This window comes from Streptomyces sp. RK62, from assembly GCF_018070255.1.
In the GTDB taxonomy this organism is placed as follows: domain Bacteria; phylum Actinomycetota; class Actinomycetes; order Streptomycetales; family Streptomycetaceae; genus Streptomyces; species Streptomyces nigra.
This window is the reverse complement of sequence record NZ_JAGPYD010000008.1, coordinates 288,716-300,968: the sequence shown is the minus strand read 5'-3', so window position 1 is coordinate 300,968 and position 12,253 is coordinate 288,716. Positions and strand designations below refer to the sequence as shown.

The window sequence follows — 12,253 nt, the reverse complement described above, 5'->3', positions numbered from 1 at the left end:
GCGTCCCTTGGTTCGAGGGGCCGGGCGTCGGCGTGGGCCCGGCCGGGTGGTTGCCGGTCCGGTCAGGCCGGGATGCCGGCGGCGAGCAGCTCCACGAAGCCGATGTCCTCGTTGGCCACGCCGAACGCCTCGGCACGCAGCAGCGTGCGTTCGGCCCAGGCGCGGTGGGGTTTCACCTCGTTCATCTTGTTCGTGTACTGCGACCTCAGTACACCCCCGCCGCAGCGTTCCGGCTTGAGGATGTCCTGGGCGTCGCTGAACTCCTCGTGGCTGACGACGGACAGCGCGTGCACGGGCAGGACGTGGGAGGGGTGGATACAGGTCTTGCCGAGCAGGCCGTTGGCGTGGTCGAGGGTGATCTCGCGCAGCAGGCCGTCCATGGCGTGCTCGATGAGGGCTTCGCGCAGCGCCTCGGCCTGCCCCTCCAGGAAGGGGCTGCGGCGCAGCTGGGGCTTGAACATGCGCTCCTGGACGCGGAAGTACTCCCAGACGGGCCCGGTGACGGTGAAGCCGGTGCCGTCGGCGCGGCCGAGCATGTTGACCACGTCGGAGATGACGGAGGCGACGATCTGCACGTCGTAGGCGGTCATGTCGGGGGCGCGGCGCAGGCCGTACGAGGAGCAGAAGTCGGTGACGCCGAGGCGCAGCGCGAGGACCCGGCCGCGGTACTTGTCGACGGCTCGGAAGATGCCTTCGAGGGTCTCGACGCGGGACTCGCGGTAGAGCAGCTCGGGCGACTCGAGGACGGGCATGGCGAACAGCCGGCGTCCGCTGTCGGTCTCGGCGCTCGCGAGGGCCTCCAGGAACGGTATGCCGCGTTCCTCGGTGAACTTCGGCAGGACGAATCCGGACAGCAGCCGTACGGCGGGGCCGAGGCGGCGGACGAGGTCGGGGATCTGCTCGGGGGTGCGGACGCGGATGAAGAGCAGCGGCGGGTCGCCGGCGTCGGGCCGCCGGGCGAGCTCGGTGAGCTGGGTGACGAGGTTGGCCTCGCCGGCCTGCACGTCCTCGTCGCCGATGGAGTCCTCCAGGCACAGCACCATCGAGACCACGCCGCGGCCGCTCTGTTTGACGATGTCGTCGGTCAGCCGCGGCCGGGTGGCGGGGCTGTAGAGCGTGGCGCCCAGGGCCGCGGAGAGCAGCCGGGGCGCGGAGTCGGCGGTGAAGGAGGCCGGCTCCCGGTGGAAGAGGCGCTGACGCACCTCTGGGGCGATGTGCCCGAAATGACGCATGGAACTCCCCCGTGGTGACTCAGTGGCCCCTGTGACCTGTTCACAGGTGGCCGGTAATAGTACGTAGATACCCATGTCGGGGGTTCCCGACGGGCATGAATTTCTGGTAACGCGGACCTGCACGTCCGCGCACATGTCCCGTGTACCCCGCGTTGTCGTGACCAGGACGGAGAGGGCAGGATGACCGTATGACGCACGCGATGCTGAAGGGGTCGAACATCCCGCTGGAGGCCACCACGGTACGCGCCGTGCTGCGCTGGACGCCCGGGCAGGGGGTCCCCGACGTCGATGCCTCGGCTCTGCTCCTCGGCCCCGACGGTCGTGTGCGCTCCGACGAGGACTTCGTCTTCTACAACCAGCCCCGGCACCCTTCCGGGACGGTGTGGCGGCTCGGCAAGAAGCGGGACGCCGAGGGCCTCACCGACACGATCCAGACAGACCTGGGCGGTGTCGAGTCCGCCGTCGGCCAGATTCTGCTCGTCGCGTCGGCGGACGGTGTGCCGTTCGACCGCGTACGCGACCTGCGCATCGTGCTGTACGACGCCTCGGCGCCCGAGGGCGATCCGCTGGCTCATTTCGACATCAGGCCGGAGACCGGCGAGGAGACCGCGCTGATCTGCGGCGAGCTGTACCGCCGGGGCGAGGGCTGGAAGTTCCGCGCGCTCGGCGAGGGCTATTCGAACGGCCTGAAGGGGCTGGCCACGGACTTCGGGATCTCGGTGGACGAGTCGGAGGCGGCGGCGCAGGAGCCGCCTGCGGCCCACCCGGTCCCCGAGGTGTCCCAGCCCCTGCCGCCGGAGCAGCCCACGACGGTGGTGCCGCCGCAGCCGTCGTACGGCTATCCGCAGCAGCCCCCGCCGACCCAGCCGGCGTACGGCTACCCGCAGCCGGCCGGGACGGCCGCCGCCGCGGGGTACGGCTATCCGCCCCCGGCGACCGCCCCGGGCCCGGCGCCGGAGGTCCGGCTGCCTCCGCAGGGCCCGCAGTTCATCGGCCGCTGAGCGGGGCACTCCCGCTCAGTGCTGGGGCTCGGCCTTGGTCTTGTAGCCGCGGCCCCACTGCAGTCCCCAGCCGAAGAGGCGGTCGAGTTCGGCCTGGAAGCCGTAGACGAACTTGACCTCGCGGCGGACCCACACCTCGCCCTTGACGTTCTCGATGGTGACGACCGCGCAGGAGCGGGCCTGCGGGTGCCGTTCGTCGAGGCCGATCTCGATGCGGGGCCCGTTGCTCGGGTAGAGCGTGACGATGGCGTGGGTGCGGTCGAAGGCCGGGGTCTGGTCGTAGATGTAGACGAACACCAGCAGCCGCTTGATGTCGTCCCGGTGGTCGAGGTTGACGTAGATCGTCTCACCGGACGCGGAGCCGAACCGGTCGTCGCCGCTGAGCTTCACATAGGGCGGCGCGTTGACGTCGCCGAGGAAGCCGCCGAGCGGCTGGACGACGCCCTTGGTGCCGTCGGCCAGCTCGTACAGGCAGCCGAGGTCGAGGTCGACGTTGACCATGGACTGGCTGTGCCCGAGGACCTCCGGGGGCTTCAGCGCCTTGAAGGGGTGCCGCAGCAGGCTCTCCCGCTGGGACCCGCCGATGTCGGACGTGCGCATGCGCCACGTCAGGTTGACCCGCAGATGGCCGGTGGCCGCTCCCTGCCGGGTGAGTGAGACCCGGTCGTGCCGTTTCGTCAGCTCTATCGCGTTCGACGACGCGCTGCCCGAGTCGAACTCGGCCGCCCGTCCACGCCAGAACCCGTCCAAGAAGCCCATTGCGCCCCCCACGTCCCGCGGGACGTTCCCAGTGTCCGCACACAAACCGGCGGGGCGGCCGGACGTCCGGCCGCCCCGCTCAGAGCGTTCCTCACCCTCGGGGGTGTCACACCCCGGACGACACCTCAGTCTTGTCCGGGGTCTCCGCTTTTCCCTCCGCCGCCGCGAGGGCGCGGTTGCGGCGGACCGAGGACCAGAAGGAGGCGCCGATCAGCACGACGCCGATCAGGCCGGTGATGATCTCGTTGATCTGGTACTGGATGGTGACCAGCAGGATCATGGCGAGGGCGCCGATGGCGTAGTGGGCGCCGTGCTCCAGGTACACGTAGTCGTCGAGGGTGCCCTGGCGGACCAGGTAGACCGTGAGCGACCGGACGTACATCGCGCCGATGCCGAGGCCGAGGGCCATGAGGACGATGTCGTTGGTGATCGCAAAGGCGCCGATGACGCCGTCGAACGAGAAAGAGGCGTCCAGGACCTCGAGGTACAGGAACATGAAGAAGGCGGCCTTGCCGGCCAGGGCGACCGCGGAGCGGGGTTTGCCGCTGCGCTCGGCCTCCTCCTCGGCCTCGTGCTCGCGCTCCTCCTCCTCCTCGAGGCGGTCCTCGAAGAACCCGGAGAGACCGCCCACGACCATGTACGTGATCAGACCGCCGATCCCGGACAGCAGGACCGTCTCGGCCTTGTCGACATGGGCGCCGCCATGCTGGTGGGCGTGGGTCGCGAAGGTCAGCGCGGAGATCAGCAGTACGATCAGCGCGATGCAGACCGACAGCATGTCGACCTTGCCGAGCTTGGCCAGCGGCCGCTCCAGCCAGCCCAGCCACTTGATGTCCCGGTCCTCGAAGATGAAGTCGAGGAAGATCATCAGCAGGAACATGCCACCGAACGCGGCGATCGCCGGGTGGGCGTCGGTGACGAGCTCCTGGTAGCGGTCCTTGTCGCTCAGCGCGAGGTCGACGGCCTCGATCGGACCGAGCTGCGCGCTGATCGCCACGATCACGACGGGGAAGACCAGTCGCATGCCGAACACGGCGATCAGGATGCCGATGGTGAGGAAGATCTTCTGCCAGAAGGCGTTCATCTTCTTCAGGATCCCGGCGTTGACCACCGCGTTGTCGAAGGACAGCGAGATCTCCAGGACCGAGAGGATCGCCACGATGCCGAGGGCGGTCCACCCCCCGAAGAGGACCGCTGCGACCAAGCCGAGCGCGGTGACCGCGAACGACCAGCCGAAGGTTTTCAGAACCACTGGCTACCCAATCCTGTGTGTACGGGGCTCCCCCGCGCCGTACTCGGCTTTACGAAACTTTGAACCCGGAGTCTATGTCGGCTTGGTGGCGGACCCCACCCGGACCCTGGTTTTGCCCATTTCGCGTCATGAGACGTTGACCCCGAAGTCCAGGGCGATGCCGCGCAGACCCGACGCGTACCCCTGTCCGACCGCGCGGAACTTCCACTCGCCCTGATACCGGTAGACCTCGCCGAAGATCATGGCGGTCTCGGTGGAGGCGTCCTCGCTGAGGTCGTAGCGGGCGAGCTCCTGGCCGTCGGCCTGGTTGACCACACGGATGAAGGCGTTGCTGACCTGCCCGAAGGTCTGGCCGCGCTCGTCGGCCATATGGATGGAGACGGGGAAGACGATCTTGTCGCACTGGGCGGGCACCTTCGACAGGTCGATCAGGATCGACTCGTCGTCGCCGTCGCCCTCGCCGGTCAGGTTGTCCCCGGTGTGCTCGACCGAGCCGTCGGGGCTCTTGAGCTGGTTGTAGAAGACGAACCACTCGTCCCCCATGACCCGGCCGCCGCTGCACACCAGGGCGCTGGCGTCGAGGTCGAAGGGTGCTCCGGTGGTCGAGCGCGCGTCCCAGCCGAGCCCGATCATCACCTGGGTGAGATTGGGTGCGGCCTTGGACAGGGAGACGTTCCCTCCCTTGGCGAGTGTGACGCCCATGATGCTGGTCCTCCCCGGGTGGTGCTTCTCGGTTGTTCTGCGCGTCCGGCGCCGCACCGAAACGGTACGGCGCCGGAATCGGCCGGACGTGTCCTGGACGGGCACGTGCGGGTGACGTCAGACGTTGACCCCGAAGTCCTGGGCGATGCCGCGCAGGCCCGAGGCGTAGCCCTGGCCGATGGCGCGGAACTTCCACTCCGCACCGTGCCGGTACAGCTCGCCGAAGACCATGGCCGTCTCGGTGGACGCGTCCTCCGAGAGGTCGTAGCGGGCGATCTCGGCGCCGCCGTCCTGGTTCACGACGCGGATGAAGGCGTTGCGCACCTGGCCGAAGGACTGCTGACGGTTCTCCGCGTCGTAGATCGAGACCGGGAAGACGATCTTCTCGATGTCGGCCGGGACGCCCGCCAGGTTGACCTTGATCTGCTCGTCGTCGCCCTCGCCCTCACCGGTGAGGTTGTCACCGGTGTGCTCCACGGAGCCGTCGGGGCTCTTGAGGTTGTTGAAGAACACGAAGTTCTGGTCGTTGGCGACCTTGCCCGTGTTGTTCAGCAGCAGAGCGCTGGCGTCGAGGTCGAAGTCGGTGCCGGTCGTGGTGCGGACGTCCCACCCCAGACCGACGATGACCGCGGTGAGGCCGGGGGCCTCCTTGGTCAGTGATACGTTGCCGCCCTTGCTGAGGCTGACTCCCACGAGTCCTCCATTGATGTCCGGGGGCTGGGAGCCCCGCCGTGCGTTCGGTATCGGATCAACGACTCGATCCTAGTGACGGGTTCCCGCGGCTCGCAGGGCTTGGAACCCACCGATCGCGGGTGTCGGGGTCGAGTCGGTGCCGTAGGGGGTTCAGAGCGCGTCGAGTGCCTCGACGTACTCGTTGAGGTCGCGTGCGTCCGGCAGGGCGTTGACGACGGTCCAGCGCACGACGCCCTCCTTGTCGATGACGAAGGTGCCGCGCACCGCGCAGCCCTTGTCCTCGGCGAAGACGCCGTAGGCGCGGCTGACCTCGCCGTGCGGCCAGAAGTCGCTGAGCAGCGGGTACTCCAGGCCCTCCTGCTCGCCGAAGACGCGCAGGGTGGGGACGGAGTCATTGGAGACGGCGAGGATCCGGGTGTCGCGGTCGGTGAACCGCGGCAGGTTGTCCCGCACGGCGCAGAGCTCGCCGGTGCACACGCCGGTGAAGGCGAAGGGATAGAAGAGAAGGACGACGTTCTGCGCGCCGCGGAAGTCGGAGAGCCGCACCGTGCGGCCGTGGTTGTCCTTGAGCGCGAAGTCCGGAGCCTTGTCGCCGACCTGGATCGCCATCGTCGTCGTGTCCCTTCGGTGGGCTGTTCGGGTGGTGTCCACCCTATGCAGCGGCCACCGGGGGTCGCGCGGAAGGCCGGGCCGGGCCCTGGGGTCCGGCCCGGCTCGGCCACCGGTTACTTCTTGGACTTCGCGGCCTTGGGCGTCACCAGCCGGCTGCCGCTCCAGTCCTTGCCGACACTGACGCTCTTGGACGCCGACAGCCCCGCCGTGGTCGCGGCTTCAGAGATGTCGCTGGGCTCCACGTAGCCGTCACGGCCGGTCTTCGGCGTCAGGAGAAGGATCGAGCCACCCTCCTCGATGTACGTGGTGGCGTCCACCAGCGCATCCGTCAGGTCGCCGTCCTCGTCGCGGAACCACAGCACCACGGCGTCGGCGACGTCGTCGTACTCCTCGTCCACCAGCTCGCTGCCGATGACTTCCTCAATGGCCTCGCGGAGCTCCTGGTCGACGTCGTCGTCGAAGCCGATCTCCTGGACCACCTGCTCGGGCTGGAACCCCAGCCTGACGGCAGGGCTCGTCCGCTCCTCCGCGTGGTCCGCGGTCGCGCTCACGGGTTGCCTCCTGATCATGTCTTGGGAATAACTCAGCCACGCGCGTGCGCGAAGCATTGGCCGTAGTCCACACGGGCGGGGCGGATCGCGCAAGTACCCGGCCGTCCGGACCGCCGAAACGGTGACGATCCGGAACGTGTCACCGCAACTCCTGGCACGCGAACACGGCTCCATGGTGACGTGCACCACACCAATGTGCCCCCTTTGTGAGTTTGGGAACCCTCTAGGGGGTCTCGACCGTTGTCCGGACCGGCGGTTACCTCGCAGTAAAGATGACGTCCGGCCCCCCGAGGTACACGATGGGGAGCGGTGCTGGCACCCAGAGTCCCCAGAAACACGGCCCTCCGACAGGTAAGGAACAGCGTGGCTTCCGGTTCAGATCGCAACCCGATCATCATTGGCGGCCTTCCGAGTCAGGTTCCTGACTTCGATCCCGAGGAAACGCAGGAGTGGCTCGACTCGCTCGACGCCGCCGTGGACGAGCGCGGCCGGGAGCGGGCCCGGTACCTGATGCTGCGCCTGATCGAGCGGGCCCGCGAGAAGCGCGTCGCCGTGCCCGAGATGCGCAGCACGGACTACGTCAACACGATCGCCACCAAGGACGAGCCGTTCTTCCCGGGCAACGAGGAGATCGAGCGCCGCATCCTGAACGCCACCCGGTGGAACGCCGCGGTGATGGTGTCGCGGGCCCAGCGCCCCGGCATCGGCGTCGGCGGCCACATCGCCACGTTCGCCTCCTCCGCCTCGCTCTACGACGTCGGCTTCAACCACTTCTTCCGCGGCAAGGACGAGGGCGACGGCGGCGACCAGGTCTTCTTCCAGGGGCACGCCTCCCCGGGCATCTACGCCCGCGCGTACCTGCTGGACCGCCTCAGCGAGCAGAACCTGGACGCGTTCCGCCAGGAGAAGTCCAAGGCGCCGCACGGCCTGTCGTCGTACCCGCACCCCCGGCTGATGCCGGACTTCTGGGAGTTCCCGACCGTGTCCATGGGCCTCGGCCCGATCGGCGCGATCTACCAGGCGCGGATGAACCGCTACATGGAGGCGCGCGGCATCGCGGACACCTCCAAGTCGCATGTGTGGGCTTTCCTGGGCGACGGCGAGATGGACGAGCCGGAGTCGCTCGGCCAGCTGTCCATCGCCGCGCGCGAGAGCCTGGACAACCTGACGTTCGTGGTGAACTGCAATCTGCAGCGCCTCGACGGCCCCGTCCGGGGCAACGGCAAGGTCATCCAGGAGCTGGAGTCGATCTTCCGCGGCGCCGGCTGGAACGTGATCAAGCTGATCTGGGACCGCTCGTGGGACCCGCTGCTCGCACAGGACCGCGACGGCATCCTGGTCAACAAGATGAACACCACGCCGGACGGCCAGTTCCAGACGTACGCCACCGAGACCGGCGCGTACATCCGCGAGCACTTCTTCGGCGACGACCAGCGGCTGCGCGCGATGGTCGAGGGCATGACCGACGACCAGATCCTGCACCTGGGGCGCGGCGGTCACGACCACCGGAAGATCTTCGCGGCGTTCTCGGCGGCCAAGGCGCACAAGGGCCAGCCGACGGTGATCCTCGCCAAGACGATCAAGGGCTGGACCCTCGGCCCCAACTTCGAGGGCCGCAACGCCACGCACCAGATGAAGAAGCTGACGGTCGACGACCTCAAGCGCTTCCGCGACCGGCTGCATCTGCCGATCGCGGACAAGGAGCTGGAGAGCGGGCTCCCGCCGTACTACCACCCGGGGCGCGACTCCGAGGAGATCCAGTACATGCACGACCGCCGCCGGAGCCTCGGCGGCTATGTGCCCACCCGGGTCGTGCGGTCCAAGCCGCTGGCCCTGCCGGACGACAAGACGTACGCGACCGTGAAGAAGGGCTCCGGTCAGCAGTCGATCGCCACGACCATGGCGTTCGTCCGGCTGCTGAAGGACCTCATGCGGGACAAGGAGCTCGGCAGGCGGTTCGTGCTGATCGCGCCGGACGAGTACCGCACGTTCGGCATGGACTCGTTCTTCCCGAGTGCGAAGATCTACAACCCGCTCGGCCAGCAGTACGAGTCGGTGGACCGCGATCTGCTCCTCGCCTACAAGGAGTCCCCGCAGGGCCAGATGCTGCACGACGGCATCTCGGAGGCGGGCTGCACCGCCTCCCTGATCGCGGCGGGCTCGGCCTACGCCACCCACGGCGAGCCGCTGATCCCGGTGTACGTCTTCTACTCGATGTTCGGTTTCCAGCGCACCGGTGACCAGTTCTGGCAGATGGCCGACCAGCTGGCGCGCGGTTTCGTCCTGGGCGCCACCGCCGGGCGTACGACGCTGACCGGTGAGGGCCTGCAGCACGCGGACGGGCACTCGCAACTGCTCGCGTCGACCAACCCGGGCTGTGTCGCCTACGACCCGGCGTACGGCTACGAGATCGCGCACATCGTCCAGGACGGTCTGCGCCGGATGTACGGCGGCGACGCCGAGCACCCGCACGGCGAGGACGTCTTCTACTACCTCACCGTCTACAACGAGCCGATCCAGCACCCGGCCGAGCCGGCGGACGTCGACGTCGAGGGCATCCTCAAGGGCGTGTACCAGCTGAGCCAGGGCGCCTCCGGCGCGGTGCCGGCGCAGATCATGGCGTCCGGTGTGGCCGTGCCGTGGGCCCTGGAGGCGCAGAAGATCCTCGCCGAGGAGTGGAACGTCAAGGCGGACGTCTGGTCGGCGACCTCCTGGAACGAACTGCGGCGCGAGGCGGTGGCCTGCGAGGAGCACAACCTGCTGCATCCGGAGGAGGAGCAGCGCGTGCCGTACGTGACGCGCAAGCTCAGCAGCGCCGAGGGGCCGTTCGTGGCCGTCTCCGACTGGATGCGGGCGGTGCCGGACCAGATCGCGCGCTGGGTGCCGGGCACGTACCAGTCGCTGGGGGCCGACGGCTTCGGCTTCGCGGACACGCGCGGTGCGGCGCGGCGGTTCTTCCACATCGACGCGCACTCGATCGTGCTGGCGGTGCTCACCGAGCTGGCGAAGGAGGGCAAGGTGGACCGTTCGGCGCTGAAGCAGGCGATCGACCGGTACCAGCTGCTCGACGTGTCGGCGGCGGACCCGGGCGCGGCCGGCGGCGACGCGTAAGGAAGACAGAGCGACGGGGTGGGGCGCACCTCGGGTGATCCGCGGTGCGCCCCACCCCGTCGTCATGTGCGGAAGGTCAGGTACTGAAGGGGAACATCAGGGCGCCGGGTGACGCGCCGCCGTCGCCGTTCACCGCGCGGCGAGGCGCGTCAGGCCAGGCCCATGCCCGGGGTGGCCGCGCCGGCCAGCCAGATGACCGCCAGCAGCGTGTCGATCACACCCAGGACCAGCGCCACCAGGGCAGGTGCCGGGCGGGCTCCCGACCATGAGCGGCCCATGGCCAGCCAGCCGCAGACGATCGCCACCGGGCCGAGGATGATGCCCAGTACGAAGAATCCGGCGATCGCGCAGATGGCTCCGACGATTCCCAGCGTCGCGCGATCCGGCCCGGTCCGTGACCACGTCCGGCCACGTGAGCGGGGGTGCCTGCGCGTGCCGTGTCCGAAGCCCGCCATCGTCAACTCCCTGGTTCGGCGTTGGACTTGACGAGTAACCGATGCGGCGGACTTCATGCCCGCGCGGGCCGGACCGTCGGCGCGCCGTCCCCCTCCGGCAGCGCGCCGCCGGCCGCGGTCGCCCTCCCCCACGGCGTCCATCTGCCCGTGGACCATGCCGTACGGAGGGCTTGACTTACTGTCACCTGAGGCGCCGGACGACGGGAGGGGTCCGCGGCGGTTGTCACCCTGATGAGGGAACTCCCGCCGCGAACCCCTCCGTTCGCACGCGTCAGATGTGTGCGGCGCCCGCGCCGGCGCCCGCGTTCTCGCCCCTCTTGGTGAGGAAGGCGACGAGGACGGCGACGACGGCCACGCCGGCGGCGACCAGCGAGGCCGCGCTCATACCGGAGATGAAGGTGTCGTGGGCGACGTCCGTGATCTTGGCGGCGATGGCCTCGGGGGTGCCCGGGGGAACCGGGGCGCCGCCCTTCTGCACGGCCGTCGCCGCCCCTTCGAGCTGCTCCGGGGCCAGCGGCGGCAGTCCCGCGTCCGTCCAGTTGCCCGGGAGGTCGCTGTCGACCTTCGAGGCCATGACGGCGCCCAGCACCGCCGTACCGAGGCTTCCGCCGACCTGCATCGCGGACTGCTGCAGACCGCCGGCGACACCGGACAGCTCCAGCGGGGCGTTGCCCACGATGACCTCGGTGGCGCCGACCATGACGGGGGCGAGACCCAGGCCGAGCAGGGCGAACCAGAGCGACATCACACCGCTGCCGGTGTTGGTGTCGAGCGTCGACATGCCGTACATGGCGAGCGCGGTGAGGGCCATGCCGCCCGCGAGCGGGACGCGCGGGCCGACCTTGGTGATCATGGCGCCCGCGAGCGGGGAGCCGACGATCATCATGCCGGTCAGGGGCAGCAGGTGCAGACCGGCGTCGACCGGGCCCAGACCGCGGACACCCTGCAGATAGAAGGTGACGAAGAACAGGCCGCCCATGAAGGAGATGGCCATCAGGACCATCAGCACGACACCCGCGGACAGCGGGACCGAGCGGAAGAGGCCCAGCGGGACGAGGGGCTCCTTGACCTTCGTCTCCCAGTAGGCGAAGAACCCGAAGCTGGCGAGCGAGACGATGATGAACGCCCAGACGCCGGTGTCGCCCCAGCCCCACTCGGGGGCCTTGATGATGGCCCAGACGAGGCAGAACACCGCGGCGGACAGCAGGGCGATGCCGAGCAGGTCGAAGGAGCGCGGCGCGTTCTCCGCGCGGTGGTCGAGGAGGATCCACACGCCGAGCGCGACGGCGAGGACGCCGACCGGCACGTTGATGAAGAACACCGACTGCCAGTTGACGTGCTCGACGAGGACACCGCCGAGGATCGGGCCGCCGGCCGTGGAGGCGCCGATGACCATGCCCCAGATGCCGATGGCCATGTTGAGCTTCTCGGCCGGGAAGGTCGCGCGCAGCAGGCCGAGCGCGGCCGGCATCAGCAGGGCGCCGAAGAGGCCCTGGAAGACACGGAAGACGATGACCATCGTGATGCCCTGGGACAGCCCGATGGCGGCGGAGGAGGCGGCGAAGCCCGCCACGCCGATGAGGAAGGTCTGGCGGTGCCCGAAGCGGTCGCCGAGCTTGCCGGCGGTGATCAGCGAGACGGCCAGCGCGAGGAAGTACGCGTTGGTGATCCACTGCAGATCGGACCAGCTGGCTTTCAGGTCGTCGCCGATGGCGGGGTTGGCGATGGCCACGATGGTGCCGTCGAGGGCCACCATCATGACCCCCACTGCGACGGTGATGAGCGTGAGCCAGGGGTGTCCGCGCATCCCCTTGGCCGACGTCGCGTCGGAGGGGACCGCCGGTGCGTCGCCCCCCGACCCCGTCGTGTCGATGGTGGTCTGACT

Annotated in this window: 11 protein-coding genes; 2 read left to right on the top strand and 9 right to left on the bottom strand. The window is 69.2% G+C overall.

The features are described from left to right. Nucleotides 1–62: 62 nt before the first annotated feature. Nucleotides 63–1,232: an HpcH/HpaI aldolase/citrate lyase family protein gene (locus KBY32_RS17770; RefSeq protein ID WP_055620749.1), complete on the bottom strand. Its 1,170-nt coding sequence runs from the start codon at nucleotides 1,230–1,232 to the stop codon at nucleotides 63–65. 188 nt (nucleotides 1,233–1,420) lie between these two features. Here KBY32_RS17770 and KBY32_RS17765 point away from each other — a divergent pair, with 188 nt between their 5' ends. Further along, on the top strand, nucleotides 1,421–2,233 hold the full coding sequence (locus tag KBY32_RS17765) for a TerD family protein (protein WP_210980719.1): 813 nt from the start codon (nucleotides 1,421–1,423) through the stop codon (nucleotides 2,231–2,233). A gap of 15 nt (nucleotides 2,234–2,248) precedes the next feature. On the opposite strand, the gene KBY32_RS17760 is transcribed toward KBY32_RS17765, so the two are convergent. From KBY32_RS17760 to KBY32_RS17735, 6 genes are all read right to left on the bottom strand, one after another. Continuing rightward, complete coding sequence (locus KBY32_RS17760) at nucleotides 2,249–2,992, bottom strand: Tellurium resistance (RefSeq protein ID WP_055620751.1); 744 nt, start codon at nucleotides 2,990–2,992, stop codon at nucleotides 2,249–2,251. A gap of 106 nt (nucleotides 2,993–3,098) precedes the next feature. Next, on the bottom strand, nucleotides 3,099–4,244 hold the full coding sequence (locus tag KBY32_RS17755; protein WP_055620752.1) for a DUF475 domain-containing protein: 1,146 nt from the start codon (nucleotides 4,242–4,244) through the stop codon (nucleotides 3,099–3,101). Between the two features lie 126 nt (nucleotides 4,245–4,370). Further along, the gene (locus KBY32_RS17750; RefSeq protein ID WP_055620753.1) at nucleotides 4,371–4,946 is read right to left on the bottom strand and encodes a TerD family protein; all 576 of its coding nucleotides are present in this window, start codon (nucleotides 4,944–4,946) and stop codon (nucleotides 4,371–4,373) included. 117 nt (nucleotides 4,947–5,063) lie between these two features. Further along, the gene (locus tag KBY32_RS17745; protein WP_055620754.1) at nucleotides 5,064–5,639 is read right to left on the bottom strand and encodes a TerD family protein; all 576 of its coding nucleotides are present in this window, start codon (nucleotides 5,637–5,639) and stop codon (nucleotides 5,064–5,066) included. 150 nt (nucleotides 5,640–5,789) lie between these two features. Then, the gene (locus tag KBY32_RS17740; protein ID WP_055620755.1) at nucleotides 5,790–6,248 is read right to left on the bottom strand and encodes a peroxiredoxin; all 459 of its coding nucleotides are present in this window, start codon (nucleotides 6,246–6,248) and stop codon (nucleotides 5,790–5,792) included. A 116-nt stretch (nucleotides 6,249–6,364) separates the two neighbouring features. Then, complete coding sequence (locus KBY32_RS17735; RefSeq protein WP_055620756.1) at nucleotides 6,365–6,802, bottom strand: DUF3052 domain-containing protein; 438 nt, start codon at nucleotides 6,800–6,802, stop codon at nucleotides 6,365–6,367. Nucleotides 6,803–7,165: 363 nt separating this feature from the next. Here KBY32_RS17735 and aceE point away from each other — a divergent pair, with 363 nt between their 5' ends. Beyond that, nucleotides 7,166–9,913: a pyruvate dehydrogenase (acetyl-transferring), homodimeric type gene (gene aceE / locus KBY32_RS17730; protein WP_210980718.1), complete on the top strand. Its 2,748-nt coding sequence runs from the start codon at nucleotides 7,166–7,168 to the stop codon at nucleotides 9,911–9,913. Nucleotides 9,914–10,062: 149 nt separating this feature from the next. Here the strand turns inward: aceE and KBY32_RS17725 are convergent, their stop codons facing one another. Both KBY32_RS17725 and KBY32_RS17720 read right to left on the bottom strand, forming a co-directional pair. Then, the gene (locus tag KBY32_RS17725; RefSeq protein ID WP_210980717.1) at nucleotides 10,063–10,368 is read right to left on the bottom strand and encodes a small hydrophobic protein; all 306 of its coding nucleotides are present in this window, start codon (nucleotides 10,366–10,368) and stop codon (nucleotides 10,063–10,065) included. Nucleotides 10,369–10,639: 271 nt separating this feature from the next. Next, nucleotides 10,640–12,175, bottom strand: coding sequence for an MFS transporter (locus tag KBY32_RS17720; RefSeq protein WP_374224955.1), 1,536 nt, complete (start codon nucleotides 12,173–12,175; stop codon nucleotides 10,640–10,642). Nucleotides 12,176–12,253 lie beyond the last annotated feature (78 nt).